The organism is Janthinobacterium sp. BJB304 (assembly GCF_002735765.1).
Taxonomy (GTDB): Bacteria; Pseudomonadota; Gammaproteobacteria; order Burkholderiales; family Burkholderiaceae_D; genus Janthinobacterium.
This window is the reverse complement of the sequence record NZ_PDZN01000010.1, coordinates 17916-32692: the sequence shown is the minus strand read 5'-3', so window position 1 is coordinate 32692 and position 14777 is coordinate 17916. Positions and strand designations below refer to the sequence as shown.

Annotated in this window: 17 protein-coding genes; 10 read left to right on the top strand and 7 right to left on the bottom strand. The window is 65.3% G+C overall.

The features are described 5' to 3' along the window. The first annotated feature begins 4 nt into the window (after positions 1-4). The 6 genes from CSQ95_RS13565 (at position 5) to CSQ95_RS13540 (ending at position 4316) form a co-directional block, all read left to right on the top strand. Entirely contained in the window at positions 5-835 is an 831-nt protein-coding gene (locus CSQ95_RS13565; protein ID WP_099409893.1) for a transporter substrate-binding domain-containing protein, read from the top strand. Between the two features lie 128 nt (positions 836-963). Next, on the top strand, positions 964-1647 hold the full coding sequence (locus tag CSQ95_RS13560; RefSeq protein ID WP_099409892.1) for an amino acid ABC transporter permease: 684 nt from the start codon (positions 964-966) through the stop codon (positions 1645-1647). Then, positions 1647-2339, top strand: coding sequence for an amino acid ABC transporter permease (locus CSQ95_RS13555; RefSeq protein ID WP_099409891.1), 693 nt, complete (start codon positions 1647-1649; stop codon positions 2337-2339). The genes CSQ95_RS13560 and CSQ95_RS13555 overlap by 1 nt, the downstream gene beginning before the upstream one ends. Next, positions 2336-3079: an amino acid ABC transporter ATP-binding protein gene (locus CSQ95_RS13550; protein WP_099409890.1), complete on the top strand. Its 744-nt coding sequence runs from the start codon at positions 2336-2338 to the stop codon at positions 3077-3079. Before CSQ95_RS13555 ends, CSQ95_RS13550 begins: the two co-directional genes overlap by 4 nt. 114 nt (positions 3080-3193) lie before the next feature. Further along, entirely contained in the window at positions 3194-3760 is a 567-nt protein-coding gene (locus CSQ95_RS13545; RefSeq protein WP_099409889.1) for a glycine zipper domain-containing protein, read from the top strand. 196 nt (positions 3761-3956) lie between these two features. Continuing rightward, positions 3957-4316, top strand: coding sequence for a hypothetical protein (locus tag CSQ95_RS13540; protein WP_099409888.1), 360 nt, complete (start codon positions 3957-3959; stop codon positions 4314-4316). A gap of 21 nt (positions 4317-4337) precedes the next feature. On the opposite strand, the gene CSQ95_RS13535 is transcribed toward CSQ95_RS13540, so the two are convergent. Continuing rightward, a complete protein-coding gene (locus CSQ95_RS13535) occupies positions 4338-5204 on the bottom strand; it encodes a universal stress protein (protein ID WP_099409887.1) in 867 nt (288 codons plus the stop codon). 168 nt (positions 5205-5372) lie between these two features. On the opposite strand from CSQ95_RS13535, the gene phbB reads away from it, so the two are divergent. Beyond that, positions 5373-6119, top strand: a complete 747-nt coding sequence (gene phbB / locus CSQ95_RS13530) for an acetoacetyl-CoA reductase (protein WP_099409886.1) — start codon at positions 5373-5375, stop codon at positions 6117-6119. Between the two features lie 168 nt (positions 6120-6287). Here the strand turns inward: phbB and CSQ95_RS13525 are convergent, their stop codons facing one another. The 6 genes from CSQ95_RS13525 to CSQ95_RS13500 form a co-directional block, all read right to left on the bottom strand. Continuing rightward, positions 6288-6668 carry a TraR/DksA family transcriptional regulator gene (locus CSQ95_RS13525; RefSeq protein WP_099409885.1) on the bottom strand — a complete coding sequence of 127 codons (381 nt, stop codon included), beginning with the start codon at positions 6666-6668 and terminating at the stop codon, positions 6288-6290. A 108-nt stretch (positions 6669-6776) separates the two neighbouring features. Then, positions 6777-7196: a VOC family protein gene (locus CSQ95_RS13520; RefSeq protein ID WP_099409884.1), complete on the bottom strand. Its 420-nt coding sequence runs from the start codon at positions 7194-7196 to the stop codon at positions 6777-6779. Between the two features lie 83 nt (positions 7197-7279). Further along, complete coding sequence (locus tag CSQ95_RS13515) at positions 7280-7753, bottom strand: hypothetical protein (RefSeq protein WP_083287293.1); 474 nt, start codon at positions 7751-7753, stop codon at positions 7280-7282. Beyond that, positions 7738-8556, bottom strand: a complete 819-nt coding sequence (locus CSQ95_RS13510) for a hypothetical protein (RefSeq protein ID WP_099409883.1) — start codon at positions 8554-8556, stop codon at positions 7738-7740. The genes CSQ95_RS13515 and CSQ95_RS13510 overlap by 16 nt, the downstream gene beginning before the upstream one ends. Before the next feature lie 88 nt (positions 8557-8644). Continuing rightward, complete coding sequence (gene otnI, locus CSQ95_RS13505) at positions 8645-9445, bottom strand: 2-oxo-tetronate isomerase (protein ID WP_099409882.1); 801 nt, start codon at positions 9443-9445, stop codon at positions 8645-8647. Between the two features lie 244 nt (positions 9446-9689). After that, positions 9690-11060, bottom strand: coding sequence for a DEAD/DEAH box helicase (locus CSQ95_RS13500; RefSeq protein WP_070291324.1), 1371 nt, complete (start codon positions 11058-11060; stop codon positions 9690-9692). A gap of 290 nt (positions 11061-11350) precedes the next feature. Here CSQ95_RS13500 and CSQ95_RS13495 point away from each other — a divergent pair, with 290 nt between their 5' ends. The 3 genes from CSQ95_RS13495 (at position 11351) to CSQ95_RS13485 (ending at position 14765) form a co-directional block, all read left to right on the top strand. Continuing rightward, complete coding sequence (locus CSQ95_RS13495; protein ID WP_099409881.1) at positions 11351-13072, top strand: methyl-accepting chemotaxis protein; 1722 nt, start codon at positions 11351-11353, stop codon at positions 13070-13072. A gap of 100 nt (positions 13073-13172) precedes the next feature. Continuing rightward, positions 13173-13550, top strand: a complete 378-nt coding sequence (locus tag CSQ95_RS13490) for a BlaI/MecI/CopY family transcriptional regulator (RefSeq protein WP_099409880.1) — start codon at positions 13173-13175, stop codon at positions 13548-13550. A 3-nt stretch (positions 13551-13553) separates the two neighbouring features. Beyond that, positions 13554-14765 (top strand): M23/M56 family metallopeptidase, encoded by a 1212-nt coding sequence (locus CSQ95_RS13485; RefSeq protein WP_099409879.1) that lies wholly within the window; start codon positions 13554-13556, stop codon positions 14763-14765. Positions 14766-14777: the final 12 nt, after the last annotated feature.

The following is a 14777-nucleotide window of genomic DNA, read 5'->3' as shown; positions in this document are numbered from 1 at the left end:
TCCCATGCAGACCCGCCTTCATTTCGCCGCGCTTCTTTTCACCTCCATCGCTTTCACGCAAGTGGCGCAAGCGGACCAGCTGGCCGCCATCAAGGCGAAGGGAGAGCTGGTCTGCGGTACCCTGGGCACGGATGAGCCGAACAGTTTTATCGACGCCAAGTCGCGCCAGCTGGTCGGCTATGAAGTGGACCTGTGCCGCGCCATCGCCCAGGGCCTGGGCGTCAAGCCCGTGATCAAGCAGCTGGCCGTGGCCGCCCGCATTCCCGAATTGCAGCAGGGCCGCATCGATATCCTGACGGCGTCCTTGACGCACAACAAGGAACGCGAGGCGCTCGTCGATTTTTCCCTGTCCACGTTTTACACGGGCCAGCGCGTGCTGGTCAAAAAAAGCAGCCATATCACGACGGTCGCTGGCCTGGCCGGCAAGAAAGTGCTGACCGTCAAGGGCGGCACGCAGGAACCGAATATCCGCAAGGCCGTGCCCGGCGTGGAGGTGGTGACGTTCGAGACGGCGGGCCAGGCTTATCTGGGCTTGCAGCAAGGCAAGGGCGCCGGCTATGTCGACGATGAAGTCTCCTTGTTGAACAATTACGCCAAGCTGGGCGCCGCGCAAAAGGATTACCTTGTGCTGCCGCAAAACATCAGCCAGGAAGTGTTTGCCTTCGGCATCCGCAAGGGCGAGACGGGCGTGAAAACAGCCGTCGACCAGGTGCTGCGGGGGCTGGAAAAATCGGGCGAGGCGGAAAAACTGTTCTTCAAATGGTATGGCCCGACGAGCAACGTCAAGTTTCAAAAACGGACCTTCAAGATCGAATCGGACAAGATTGACGCCTAAGCAAACCTACTGCGCGGCGCGCTTTGCGGCCTGCGATGCTCACCGTGCTCCAGCACGGTTGCGCTTCTCAGCCACCAATCACTGCCGCTCGCTACGGTTTTCTTAGGCATCAATGATATTTCACCATCATGTTCCAATTTGATCTGACCTTTTTGCTGTCCGGCGACTACCGCGACTGGCTCGTTTCCGGTTTGCTGCTGTCCCTGCAACTGATGGGCATTACCTTGCTCTTGTCTTTGCCGCTGGCCTGCGGCGTGGCCATGCTGCGGCTGGCCCCGTCGCGCCTGCTCAATGGCCTGGGCGCCGCGTATGTCGAGCTGATCCGCAACGTGCCCTTGCTGGCCCACTTCCTGTTCTGGTATTTCGGCGCGCCCGAATTGCTGCCCGATGTGTGGAAGGAGCGCTTGTATGCCGGCAATATCGAAGCCGTCAGCGCCGTCACGGCCCTGACTTTATATACAGCCGCCTACATGGCGGAAGACATCCGCAGCGGCATCCGCGCCATACCCGCCCAGCAATTCGAGGCGGGCCGGGCGCTGGGTTTCAGTTTTCTTGCCACCATGCGCCTGTGCATCGTGCCGCAGGCGCTGCGGCTGGCCGCGCCGCCGCTGCTGTCGCAAATCCTGACCCTGTGGCAAAACACCAGCATCGCCACCGTCATCGGCGTGGCCGAGCTGATGTACCAGACGCAGCGCGTGGAAGCGGCCTCGTTCCGCAGCGTCGATGCCTTCGTCTTCGCCAGCGCGGCCTACCTGGCCGTCTCCCTGCTGATCGCCGGCCTGGCGGCCTTGCTGCAAAGGAAGGTGTCCTGATGCTGGAACTGATCCACGATTATTGGCTGTATTTTCTCGTCGGCCGCTATCCCGAGGGGCCGCTGGGCGGGCTGGCACTGACGGTCGTGCTGGCCAGCCTGGCGCTGGTACTGAGCTTGCCGTTCGGCCTGCTGCTGGGGCTGGCGCGCCTGAGTCCCTGGCGGCTGCTGCGCTGGCCCGTCGCCGTACTGATCCACGTGGTGCGCGGCATCCCCTTGCTGCTCGTCATCTTCTGGGCGTATTTCTTCCTGCCCAGTATCACGGGACATGAAAGCGGGCAATTCGGCACCATGCTGGCCGCCCTCGTCATCTTCGACGGCATTTATCTGGCGGAAATCGTGCGCGCCGGCGTGCAAGCCGTGCCGCGCGGGCAGGTGGAGGCGGCCCGCTCGCTGGGCCTGAATTATCTGGACAGCATGCGCTCGGTGGTGCTGCCGCAGGCGCTGCGCCACATGCTGCCCTCGCTGGTCAACCAGTTCGTCTCGACCATCAAGGAAACCTCGCTCGGTTACATCATCGGCCTGGCCGAGGTGTCGTTCATCGCTTCGCAAGTGAACGGCCTCGTGCTGACCAAGCCCGTGCAAGTGTATTTCCTGCTGGGCATGACGTATTTTGTCTTGTGTTTCAGCCTGTCGCGCGCCGCCTTCTGGCTCGAGCGGCGCCAGGCGCGTTTCCTGAAAGCGGCTAGATGATTACCTTTGACAACGTCAACAAATACTATGGCGAGTATCACGCCTTGCGCGAGATCAATGAACACGTCGCCAAAGGCGAGGTGCTGGTCGTGTGCGGGCCGTCCGGCTCCGGCAAGTCAACCCTGATCCGCACCATCAACCGCCTGGAAGCGATCGCTACGGGCCGCATCGCGGTGGCGGGCCAGGATATCCACGCGCCCGGGCTGGACGTGAATGCCTTCCGCTCGCATATCGGTTTTGTGTTCCAGCAATTCAACCTGTTTCCCCATTTATCCGTGCTGGACAATTGCGCGCTGGCGCCGCAGCGCTTGCGCGGCCTCACCCGGCGCGAAGCCGAGGAGCGGGCGCTGGCCCTGCTGGAGCGGGTGGGGCTGGCGCACAAGGCACGCGCCATGCCGGCGGCCTTGTCGGGCGGGCAGCAGCAGCGGGTGGCGATTGCCCGCGCGCTGGCCATGCAGCCGCCGCTGATGCTGTTCGACGAGCCGACCAGCGCGCTGGACCCGGAAATGGTGGGCGAGGTGCTGCAAGTGATGCGCGATCTGGCGCACGGCGGCATGACGATGGTGTGCGTGACGCACGAGATGGGTTTCGCGCGCGAAGTGGCGGACCGCGTCTGGTTCATGGACCACGGGCAAGTGCTGGAACGGGCCGCGCCCGAGGAGTTCTTTGCGCGGCCGCAGCATGTGCGCGCACAGCAATTCCTGGCCGATATCCGCAGCCCGTTCAGCGCGAGCGCATGAATGAGCGCATGATAGTGTGGCTGTGTGCGCAAGCGAACGGTCTGTTGGCGTTGTCCGGCGCACGCTATCGAGGCGGCGCACGGTGCGCCCGCAGCCGACCAGGAGGGCCGTATCATGTCACGCATCATCGCAGGTCATTTTCAGTTGCAGGAACAGATAGACGCCGCGCGCGCCGCGCTGAACCAGGCGGGCTTTCCCGATAGCCGCATCAGCGCCTTCTTTGTCAACCAGCCGGGCCAGCACGATTTGCATGTGCTCGGCGGCGACCGCGACATCTCGCCCGGCGCCAAAGAGACGCCGGAAGGCGTGGTGGAAGGCGTGGCCGTCGGGGCCGCCTTGGGCGCGGGCATCGGCGCGGCCACCGCCCTGGCGACGGGACCGCTGGGCCCGGTGGTGGGGGCGCTGGTGGGTGCCCACGTGGGCTCGCTCTACAGTTTCAACAAGATGAAGGAGGCGGGCGAGCCCGAGAAGCATGGCGAGAAGAATGGCGAAAACCGCCGCCAGCCGCGCCATCCGGGCATGCTGATCGCCGTGGCGCTGGGCGGCCTCGAAGAGCGTGAACGGGCGCTTGAGGCGCTGCACCGGCTGGGCGCCGAGCATATCGAGGAAGCGGAAGGCACGATCGCCAATGGCGACTGGTATGACTTCGATCCGCTCAGCATTCCCGTGCTGGTGGCGTGAACCGGTGTCTCTGTGGTGCCATATGCATAAATTCCTCGCCGCACGAAATTTAGGTATGATCCTTGTTAGTATGAGTAATTATTGGTAAACAATGCCGACAGGGATAGTTTCCGCGCGCCCGAAGTGACACTGGACCAAGGTGACTGCCCGTAGTACTTGCCTCGCATGCTAACGAGTATGGATAGGAGGGCGCGTCATGACACAGGCATGGTTCATTCTGACACGGGCCGATGGGCGCGACATCTGTGCGCCCTCGCCGGCACAGCTGGCCGATGCGCTGGCCGAGGTGTACCGCGGCGGCGCCGTCACGCCGGACGGCAGCCCGGCCGCCGTCTTGTTGCGCTTTGGCTACGACGACGGCTTGATGTATCAGGTCGAAGTCGCTAGCGGAGGCGAAGTCACTTTCGAGGAATGGTCGGACCGCGATTGCGAAATTGCCCTGGCCAGTCCGCGCCACATGTCGGCCCTGCCGCAGCACGACGCGCTGCAGCTGTGGCAGTGGCTGGCGCAGCGCCAGGTGGCGAAGATCCGCAGCCAGCCCTGGCAGGGCGGCTAGCCCTGCCGTCTTGCCAAGAGCCTAGTGCGCCATCAGCACGGGGATCGTCATGCTCTGCAGAATCGTGCGCGTGACGCCGCCCAGGATGGTTTCGCGCAGGCGCGAATGGCCATACGCTCCCATCACCAGCAAGTCGGCCGACAGGTCGGCGGCCTGCGACAGCAGCGCTTCGCCGATATCGCCGCGCCGCACGCCCCCACCATCGAGCAAATGCAGCCGCGCTTCCACGCCGTGGCGCGCCAGGTAGTGCACCAGTTCCGCGCCCGGCTGTTCGCCGTGCTCGGCCGCATGCACCTGGGCGTCGAAGATGGCCACGTGGACTTGCCCGGCGCGCTGCAGCAGGGGCAGGGCGGCGGTCACGGCGCGGCTCGCTTCCTTGCTGGCGTTCCAGGAAATGAGCACATTGCGCGCCGCTGCCGGCGGCGCCAGCAGGGGCAGCGGCGGCGCATACGGCACGATCAGCACGGGCCGGCCCGAATGCAGCAGCACATAGGCGGGAAAGTCGCGCATCACGGACGGCGATTTATCCTTGGCATTGTATTGGCTGATGACGACCAGGTCCGCATAGCGGGCCAGCAGGCTGATGCCGCCCGCCGCTTCGTCGTCGAGCACGCGCTGTTCGAACGAGGCGACGCCGGCCGCGCGCACCTGTTGCTCGAAACCGTCGAGGGCGCGCGTGGCGCGGTCGCGCAGGAAATTCAGATGCAAGCTCAGGTTCGGGTCCGCATCGAGGTCGGGCTGGTGCTGGTACAGCAGGCGCGACACGCCCGTCAGCGCCACGCCCGTCAGGTGGCCGCCGCACGCCTGGGCGATGCTGGCTGCCGCTTCGATGCGGGCGGCGCGCCCGGCGCTGTCGTCGATGTGGAGCAATACGGTCTTGTACGTCATGGCCTGTCCTCTCGCTGTGCAGTAGCGGCCATTCTGGCACAGTCCGGGGCGCCGCACGCGCACGACTGTATCAGGCTGAGCACTTGATCTAGCGCAAAGCTGGCAATAAAAACTACTCCTACACTTGATCCTACGCAGAACAACCATAACAAGCGGGGAGAGATAGCAATGAAGGAACAAAAGGTAGCGCTGGTGACGGGCGGCATGGGCGGCCTGGGCACGGCCTTGTGCCGGCGCCTGCATGCGGCGGGCTTTGCCGTCGTGGCGGCGCATACGCCGGGCAACACGCGGGTGGAAAGCTGGCTCGACGAGCAGCAGGCGCAGCAGTATTATTTTCATCCGCTGGCCCTCGACGTGACGGATTTTGCTGCCTGCAGCGAAGCTGTCGGCAGGGTGCTGGCGCAGTTCGGCCGTATCGATGTGCTGGTCAATAACGCCGGCATCACGCGCGACCAGAGCATGCGCAAGATGGAGTTGCCGCACTGGTCCGAGGTGATGCGGACCAATCTCGACAGCCTGTTCAACATGAGCAAGCAGGTGCTGGAACCCATGCTGGAAAAGAAATGGGGACGCATCATCAATATCTCGTCCGTGAATGGCCAGAAGGGCGCGTTTGGCCAGTGCAACTACGCGGCCGCCAAGGCCGGCGTGCATGGCTTCAGCAAGGCGCTGGCGCTGGAAGTGGCGCGCCACGGCATCACCGTCAACACGGTGTCGCCCGGCTACCTGCGCACGCAGATGGTGACGGCCGTGCCGGCCGATATTCTGGAAACGAAGATCCTGCCGCAAATTCCCCTGGGCCGCCTGGGCGAGCCGGACGAGGTGGCGGCCCTGGTCGCTTACCTGGCGTCCGACGAGGCGGCATTCGTCACGGGGGCAAACATCGCCATCAATGGCGGACAGCACATGAGTTAAGCAAGCGTACAGCTTGCATAGAGGCAATGGCAGTAGAGGAGACCCGTCCACCCAGCCGGCGCAAAGACGCTGGCGGAGGACGGCAGGCAGCATGGTAACTACGCTGGAAAACAGGGGGCAGGGCAGCGATGCCTTGCCCTTTGTTGTCGTGCCGCCGTTAAGCTAGGGTCATGGTATGGCGCGCCTGGCCTTTTCCAGCCGCGTCTGGCAATCGATGCACAGGCGCGCTTCGGGGCGGGCGTTCAGGCGCGACAGGCCGATGGCTTCGCCGCAGTTGTCGCACAGGCCGTAGCTGCCGTCGGCAAACTTGGCCAGCGCGTGCTTGATGATGGCCAGCTGCGCCATATTGTGCTCGGCCGCTTCGCTGACGAGGGCGTTCAAGGTGCGCACGCTGGCGTTGTCGGCCGGCGAGGCTTCGATTTCATTGAGCAGCGAGGCGCGCGCGTCCGCTTCGGCCGCTTCGTTCTCTATCTGTTCCAGCAACGCCAGCTTGCGTTGCTCCAGCACGCCTTGCAGGCGCTGTAGCTGGTCTTGCGGCAATCCATTCATGGCGGTCCCCGATAGGCGTATCTCCTATATGGTAGTCCAGGATGGGCAGCTCTGCTTGCGCTACTACCTGCGCCGCGTTTGACGCGGCGCAGGCAGGCGCGGGCCGTTCTATGCTGGCTCTTTCAGGCAGTTGACCATCCAGGCCACGCCGAACTGGTCTTTCAGCATGCCGAAGCGTTTGGCCCAAAACGTTTCTTCCATGGGCATCTGGATGGAGCCGTCACGCGCCAGCGCGGCGAAGGCCCGTTCCGCCTCCTCCGGCGTGTCGACGGTCAGGCAGATCGAGCTGCCGCTCATGCCCTTGGCACCATCTTCCTGGCAGCCGCCGTCCGAGCCCATCAGCATGGTGGGGCCCAGCTGCACGGAGCCGTGCATGATCTTGTCATACCAGTCTTCCTTGACTTGCTCCTGGCCCGGCGAGCCGCGGAACGGCATCAGGCACAGGTCCGTGCCATGCAGGTGCTGCCGGTAGTATTCCAGCGCTTGCGCGCAGTTTCCATTGAATTGCAAATACGGTTCGATACGCATGTTGGTCTCCTCTGGCAATCGCCCCGCAGGCACGATTGCCAGGCGGGGACGTCCCAGTATAGGCGCTCGCCGGCCGATTTCAATCAGTCCGGCGCCATCTCTTGCAGCCGCTCACGCACCTTGCCCAGCGTGCTGAGGATGCGCTCGGGATTGCCGGCCAGGACGGCACTGCCCAGATGCAACAAACTCGTCGACAGGCTGATCCAGTGCCGCACATCGTCGTTGCGGGCGATGCGAAGGCGCACCGTGTCGAGCAGGCCGCTGAGCTGGCGCTGCGCCGTTTCCAGGCCCATTACCGTATGCCCGGCGGCATCGGCATACAGCTGGTTGGCTTGCTGGCGCAAGGCTACTTCCAGGGCGAAGACGGCTTGTGCCTGGCTGTGGCTGATGCCATTTTCTCCCTGGCTGGCGCGCTTGCGGATGGCGCGCATGACGGCGCCGTGCAAGGTGACGGCCGCCTGCGACAGGCTGTCGGCCAGTTGCTCGACGCGCATGGCGCTGCTGAGAGCCGCTTCGCGGCGTTCGCTGCCGCTGCTCCTGCCTACCGATCCGTCCATCTTGCCTCCGTGGTGGTGAGGGCGGCGGCCAGCTGTGCGTGGTCGCGCGCCAGTGCCGCCAGTTGCCGGCGCGCCAGCGTGTGGCGCAGGCCAAGCAGCCGGTATTCTTCGGTTTTGCTTTGCTGCATGGTTTTCGCCAGCACGGCCAGCAGGCGCTGCTGCGGCGTGTCGGCAAACGCGATTTCCACGTCGAGCAGGCCGAGCACCATGTCGCGCTCGTTGTCGCCGCTTTTGTCGTACAGCGCCAGCAAGCTGTCGAGCGCGGCCAGCAGGGCTTGCAGCGGCGCGTCGCCGTCGTGCAGCACTTGCGCCAGGTGCGCCTGCTGGCTGGCCGCGCCGCCCAGGCGCGACAGTTGCTGCAGCAACAGGGTGTAGGCGCTGACATGACGGTCGTCGATGCCGCTGCCGGGCCAGGCGCGGATGGCGGCGCCTGCGCCGGCCAGTTCCGGCTGCACGTCAAACGCATCGGCATTCGCCAGCCGGCCCAGCGCCTGCAGGTACAGGCGCACGGCCTGCGCCAGGCGCGCGACGTCCGTCTGCGCGGCGCGGCGCTGCGCATCGAGCAGGCGTTCGCGCGCGTCTTCGGCGGGCGACAGATAGGGGCGGGTGCGCTGGTAGCTGTCCACGTGGCGCTGCGACAGTTCGCCGAAGGCCGTCAAGGCATCGGTGCCGGCGGCCAGGGCGCGCACTTGCGCCAGGTCGGTGCGCGGACTGGCGCAGCCGCACAGCACGACGGCCAGGAAGAGGCTCAGGTACAGGTTGAGGCAAAGGGCGCGGCGATGGCGGGCGGGCAGGGTGGACACGTCACCTCTCGACAGGAAATACTGTATGGAAAGGTATTGTCGTGCCGGCCTGCGTTGCCCGCCTTGTGCGGGCGCAAGCGCGCTGCGATCAGGCGCCTGTTGTGCCCGTGGTGGTGGCCCATTGTTCGCGCCAGCCAAGTCCGGCCACGGTGTCGCTGGCGGGGCGGTATTCGCAGCCGACCCAGCCTGCGTAGCCGACCTGGTCGAGCAGCTTGAACAGGTGGCGGTAATTGATCTCGCCCGTGCCCGGTTCGTGGCGGCCCGGCGTGTCGGCGATCTGGATGTGGCGGATCAGGGGCAGCAGGGCGCGGATAGTGTTGCTCAGCTCGCCCTCCATGCGCTGCATGTGATAAATGTCGTACTGCAGGAAGATATTGCTGCGCTGGCAGTCGGCGATGACGTCGGCCGCCTGCTGACTATGGTTCAGAAAGTAACCGGGCATGTCAAAGCGGTTGATCGGCTCGATCAGCACGTTGATGCCGTGCGGACGGCAGGCGTCGGCCGCAAATTGCAGGTTGCCGATCAGGCTTTGCCGCGCACGCTCCAGGCTCATGCCGGGCGGCACGATGCCGGACATGCAGTGCAGCTGTTTCGCCCCCAGCGCCAGCGCATAGTTGAGTGCCAGCTGCACATTCGTGCGAAATTCCTCGCCCCGGCGCGGGTCGCAGGCGATGCCCCGCTCGCCGTGTTCCCAGTCGCCGGGCGGGAAGTTGAAGACGGCCAGCTGCAGATGGTGGCGTTCCAGCCGCATGGCGATCTGCCGCGCCTCGACGGCATAGGGAAACAGGAATTCGACGGCATCGAAGCCCGCTTCCCTGGCGGCGGCAAAGCGGTCGAGGAAAGGCAGTTCGGTAAACATCATGCTGAGGTTGGCAGCGAAGTTCGGCATGGCGGCACGCAGGTGAGGAAGATGGATACTATCCTAGCCCAAATTGCCAATCAGTGGCGTGCATGAAAAAACCGCTCCAGAATCAAGTCCTGGAACGGTTTTTGTCCTCTTTTTGACAAAGACAAACGCCGCCTGAAAGCGTAGCGAGCGGGAGTGATATTGCGTCGAGTAGTGCAGCCGTACTGGAGTACGGCGAGCAACGCAAACACAATAGCGCCCCGCGCAGTAGCTTTCAGGCCGCGTTTTAGCGGCCGCGGCCGCCGGAGCGGTGGGAGGCCGCCGAACGCGGCGCATTGCCCGAACGGTTGCCGCCGCCACCGCCGCCCGATGGGCCGGCGCTGCGTGGCTTGGCGCCGCTGCCGCCCGTTTTTACGCGCACGACGGCGCCGGCTGGCGCGCGGCTGTTGTTGCGGTGGCCGCCGGTGCCGCTGCGCAATTGCACAGGCTGGGCGCGGGCGTTCAGGTCCGGCTCGAAGCCGGGGATGACTTCACGCGGCAGGGTTTGCTTGATCAGCTTTTCGATGTCTTTCAACATTTCGTGCTCGTCCACGCAGACCAGCGACACGGCTTCGCCCTTGGCGCCGGCACGGCCCGTGCGGCCGATACGGTGCACATAGTCTTCCGGAATGTTCGGCAAGTCGTAGTTGACGACGTGCGGCAACTGGTCGATGTCGATGCCGCGCGCGGCGATGTCGGTGGCGACCAGCACTTGCAGGGTGCCATCTTTAAATTCCGACAGGGCGCGCGTGCGTGCCGACTGGCTCTTGTTGCCGTGGATGGCCAGGGCGCCGATGCCGTCCGCGCCCAGCTGCTCGACCAGTTTATTCGCGCCATGCTTGGTGCGCGTAAAGACCAGCACTTGCGTCCAGTTGTTCGACTTGATCAGGTAGGACAGCATCGGGTGCTTCTTGTCGCGGTCGACGGGATGGATCTTTTGCTTGATCACTTCCACGGTCGAATTGCGGCGCGCCACTTCGATCATGGCCGGCTTGTTCAGCAAGCCGTCGGCCAGGGCCTTGATCTCTTCCGAGAACGTGGCCGAGAACAGCAGGTTCTGGCGTTTCGGCGGCAGCACGGCCAGCACTTTCTTGATGTCGCGGATGAAGCCCATGTCCAGCATGCGGTCGGCTTCGTCCAGGATCAGGATTTCCACTTTCGACAGGTCGACGGTGCCCTGACCCATGTGGTCGAGCAAACGGCCAGGCGTGGCGACGAGGATGTCGACGCCATGCTTGAGCTGCTTGATTTGCGGGTTGATGCCGACGCCGCCGAAGATCACGGTGGAGTTCAGCTTGGTGTACTTGCTGTAGGCGCGCACGCTTTCCTCGACCTGCGCGGCGAGTTCGCGCGTCGGTGCCAGGATCAGGGCGCGGATCGGGCGCGTCGAGGTGTTGCTGGTGATGGCAGCGCCATTCGTGTCGGTCGACAGGCGGTGCAGCACGGGCAAGGTAAAGCCGGCCGTCTTGCCGGTACCGGTTTGTGCACCGGCCAGCAAGTCGCCGCCAGCGAGCACGGCGGGAATCGCCTGCGACTGGATCGGGGTCGGCACGGTGTAGCCGTGTTCGGTAACGGCACGTACGATAGCGTCGGACAATCCGAGGGAGGAAAAGGACATGGTAACTTTATTGTGAGATCGGCCTGTCGCCATCGTGAGGCGCCAGTCGCAGGCAATCAGATTAGGGGTCGAAAGACAGCGGCAAGGGGACTGGTCATATGTGCCGCACACGCGAAGTATAACAGCATGGCAAAAAACCGCCGAGTTTGTTTAAAGTATGCAATGCCACAGGTAAAAGAAATACATGGCTGGAGCGCGCCTTTGCATGTCGTTCTTCATTATCATTCCCTGTAGCACTCCATGCGCGGGACTCGCCGCGCCGCCGGGGTGTTCACTCCCGGAGGACTATCATGCGTATTGCCGATCTTCGCATCGCCACCCGCCTGTATGGCGGTTTTGCCACCATCGTCCTGTTGCTGGCCGCCCTGGTGACCGTCGCCACATTGAACGTCTCGCGGCTGGCCGACGCCAATGCCATCAATACCCACACTTACCAGGTACTCGCTGAAAACAGCGCGATCCTGGAAAGCCTGATCAATATGGAAACGGGGCAGCGCGGCTATGTGATCACGGGTGCGGAGGCCTCGCTGGAACCGTACAAGGCGGGGCAGGCCGCGTTCGGCGCGCACCTGGACAAGGCGCGCGCCCTGACCAGCGACAATCCTGCCCAGCAGGAGCGCCTGGCGAAGCTCGATGCCGCCAAGCAAGCCTGGCTGGCCGGCGCGCTCGAACCCGTGATCGCCCTGCGGCGCGCCGTGGCGCAGGGCACGGCGGCCATCGAGCCCGTGCTGGCGCTGGAAAAGGAGGGCCGGGGCAAGCAGGGCATGGATGCCATGCGCGCATTGCTGGGCGAGATCGGCCAGGCGGAAACGGCGCTGCTGGCGCAGCGCTCGGAAGCGGCGGCGGCCTTGCAGGCGCGCACGCACTGGACCTTGCTGGGCGGCGGCGCGGCGGCGCTGATCCTGGCCGCCCTGATCGCCTGGTGGCTGGCGCGCAACATCAGCGGGCCGTTGCGTTCGGCCATCGACGTGGCCAGGCAGGTGGCGCAGGGCGATCTGACGGTACAGGTGGAAGTGCGCTCGAAGGACGAGACGGGCGAGCTGATGCAGGCATTGAAAGACATGACGGCCAGCCTGCTGCGCATCGTCACCGAGGTGCGCGGCGGCACGCAGGCCATCGCCACGGCCTCGCGCCAGATCGCTTCGGGCAACCTCGACCTGTCGGCGCGCACGGAACAGCAGGCCAGTTCGCTGGAAGAGACCGCGTCCTCGATGGAAGAACTGACCGGCACGGTACAGCAGAATGCGCAGAATGCCCATGAAGCCAATGGCCTGGCCGCATCGGCTTCCGCCGTGGCGGGCAAGGGCGGCAGCGTGGTGGCGCAGGTGGTCGACACCATGGGTTCGATCAACGACTCGTCGCGCAAGATCGTCGACATCATCGCCGTGATCGACGGCATCGCCTTCCAGACGAATATCCTGGCCCTGAACGCGGCCGTCGAGGCGGCCCGGGCGGGCGAGCAGGGGCGCGGTTTTGCCGTCGTCGCCACGGAAGTGCGTAACCTGGCCCAAAGATCAGCCGGCGCAGCGAAGGAAATCAAGGCCCTGATCAACGACTCGGTGGCGCAGGTGGAGAGCGGCGCGCGCCTGGTCGACGAGGCGGGCCACACCATGCACGAGATCGTCGACAGCGTGCACAAGGTCAGCAGCATCGTCGGGCATATCTCGGCTGCCAGCGATGAGCAGCGGGCCGGTATCGAGCAAGTCAACCAGGCGATCAGCGAAATGGACCATGTGACCCAGCAAAACGCTTCATTGGTGGAAGAGGCTGCCGCGGCTGCGGAAGCCATGCAGGAGCAGGCGGCGCGGCTGGCCGATGCGGTGAGCGTGTTCAGGACGGCGCAGGTGGACGCCATCGCGGCGCCGGCACCCCGGCCCGCCGTGCGCCGTCCCGTGCCGCTCAAGGCGGCGCGCGCGCCCACCCGCCTCAGCGGTAAACCCGCGGCGCGCCATGCGCCGCAAGTTCCAGCTGGCAAACAGCGTCCTGGGGACGATGAGTGGGATGAGTTTTAATGGCGGCGTCCGAGTGCATGTGACAGCTGTCGCAAATACCGCTTGCGTGCGTGTGACTGTTGTCGCATAATTGTGTCAATAGTCACTCAAAGGATGCACCATGAGCACGCCCTCCGTCACCGAACTGTCGTTATTGAAAGCCTTGTGGAAAGACCACCCGCTGTCCGCGCGCGAATTGCATGCCCGCGTGGAAGAAGAGCTGGGCTGGTCTTTTTCGTCCACGCGCAAGACGCTCGAGCGCATGCTGGACAAGGGCATGCTGCTGCAGCGCAGCGTGCACGGCGTGCTCGTGTATGAAGCGAACGTGGACAAGGTGGCCACCCTGGCCGCGTTCGCCCACGACTTTGGCCGGCGCGTGATGGAAATCGACAGTCCCTTGCCGGTCAGTATGTTTACGGGCAGCAAACTGGTGGACCAGCAGGAGCTGGCGGCGCTGGAGCTGCTGCTGCAGGACTGGCCGCTCGAGGGAAAGGAATAAGCGATGCTGCTGTTTTCTCTCACGCTGTTGCAGGCCAGCGCCGTCTGTCTCGTGACGGGCCCGCTGCTGTGGGCATTGCTGAGCCTGGCGCAACGGCGCTGGCCCGCGCTGGCGGCTCAGCGCAGCGTGTGGTTGGGCGCTCAGCTGGTGCTGGCCGCCGTGTTTGTGCTGCCGCTGCTGCCCGACACGCGCCAGCTGGCGCAGCGCCGCCGCCTGCATGGCATGGACGTGCTGGAAGTGGACGCGCCGATCTCGCCGATGCTGGTGGGTGTGTGGCGGCCGCGTTTGCTGTTGCCGGCGCACCTGGCGCAATTTACGCCGGAACAGCGGCAGCTGGTGATCGCCCATGAGCTGACCCATGCCCGCCGGCGCGACCCCGTGCTCTTGCTGCTGGCCAATCTGCTGCAGGCGCTGCTGTGGTTCAATCCGGCCGCGCGCTGGCTGGCCGGCCAGCTGGCTTGGGCGCAAGAGCTCGGTTGCGACCGCCAGGTTCTGGCCGGCCGCCCCGCGCGCCAGCGCCAGCAATATGCGGCGGCCCTGGTCCGGCAGCTGGGATTGCAGGCGCAGCCGCTGCCGGGGCTGGCTTTCGGCGGCGGCAGCATGGCCGAGCGCCTGCTGCGCATGCGTGACGGGCAGACACGCCCGCCTGCGGCCCTGCGGGTGCTGACGCCGCTGCTGCTGTGCGCGATCGGCGCGGCCAGCCTGGCGCTGCAGCCGGCATTGGCGTGGGCCGTGGCAGCCGCACCGGCAACCCTGCCCGCTGCGCCGGCGACGGCGCCAGCGCTCTGGCGCAATCCCCTCGATACCATGCGCGTGACCGGCTTCTTTGGCGTGGTGCGCCAGCTGACGCCGCGGGGCCATCGCGGCATCGATCTGGGCGCCAGGCGCGGCACGCCCGTGCATGCGGCGGCCGACGGCATCGCCAGCGTCAGCGAAGATGCGCGCCTCGGCAAGGCCGTGCGCATCGACCATGGCGGCGGCGTCGAGTCGCTGTATGCCCATCTCGACCGGGTCACGCTCACGACCGGCATGGCCGTCACGGCGTGGCAGGCCATCGGCACCGTGGGCGCCACCGGCCTGGCGACGGGGCCGCATCTGCATTTCGAGGTGATCCGCGACGGGCGCTTGCAGGACCCGCAACAGTGGCTGGCCGGTCTCGATGCCAACGCCACCGCGCGCGCCCTGCGCACGCGCAAGGAGCAGTTCGGCCATTAGCGTGAGCTGGCC

Bases quoted from the DNA above. Each gene is read 5' to 3' on its own strand.
- CSQ95_RS13495 (WP_099409881.1), top strand. From the start codon at position 11,351: ATGCGTATTGCCGATCTTCGCATCGCCACCCGCCTGTATGGCGGTTTT.
- CSQ95_RS13515 (WP_083287293.1), bottom strand. From the start codon at position 7,753: ATGGACGGATCGGTAGGCAGGAGCAGCGGCAGCGAACGCCGCGAAGCG.
- CSQ95_RS13535 (WP_099409887.1), bottom strand. From the start codon at position 5,204: ATGACGTACAAGACCGTATTGCTCCACATCGACGACAGCGCCGGGCGC.
- CSQ95_RS13540 (WP_099409888.1), top strand. From the start codon at position 3,957: ATGACACAGGCATGGTTCATTCTGACACGGGCCGATGGGCGCGACATC.
- phbB (WP_099409886.1), top strand. From the start codon at position 5,373: ATGAAGGAACAAAAGGTAGCGCTGGTGACGGGCGGCATGGGCGGCCTG.
- CSQ95_RS13520 (WP_099409884.1), bottom strand. From the start codon at position 7,196: ATGCGTATCGAACCGTATTTGCAATTCAATGGAAACTGCGCGCAAGCG.
- CSQ95_RS13500 (WP_070291324.1), bottom strand. From the start codon at position 11,060: ATGTCCTTTTCCTCCCTCGGATTGTCCGACGCTATCGTACGTGCCGTT.
- CSQ95_RS13490 (WP_099409880.1), top strand. From the start codon at position 13,173: ATGAGCACGCCCTCCGTCACCGAACTGTCGTTATTGAAAGCCTTGTGG.
- CSQ95_RS13550 (WP_099409890.1), top strand. From the start codon at position 2,336: ATGATTACCTTTGACAACGTCAACAAATACTATGGCGAGTATCACGCC.
- CSQ95_RS13565 (WP_099409893.1), top strand. From the start codon at position 5: ATGCAGACCCGCCTTCATTTCGCCGCGCTTCTTTTCACCTCCATCGCT.
- CSQ95_RS13560 (WP_099409892.1), top strand. From the start codon at position 964: ATGTTCCAATTTGATCTGACCTTTTTGCTGTCCGGCGACTACCGCGAC.
- CSQ95_RS13545 (WP_099409889.1), top strand. From the start codon at position 3,194: ATGTCACGCATCATCGCAGGTCATTTTCAGTTGCAGGAACAGATAGAC.
- CSQ95_RS13485 (WP_099409879.1), top strand. From the start codon at position 13,554: ATGCTGCTGTTTTCTCTCACGCTGTTGCAGGCCAGCGCCGTCTGTCTC.
- CSQ95_RS13525 (WP_099409885.1), bottom strand. From the start codon at position 6,668: ATGAATGGATTGCCGCAAGACCAGCTACAGCGCCTGCAAGGCGTGCTG.
- CSQ95_RS13555 (WP_099409891.1), top strand. From the start codon at position 1,647: ATGCTGGAACTGATCCACGATTATTGGCTGTATTTTCTCGTCGGCCGC.
- otnI (WP_099409882.1), bottom strand. From the start codon at position 9,445: ATGCCGAACTTCGCTGCCAACCTCAGCATGATGTTTACCGAACTGCCT.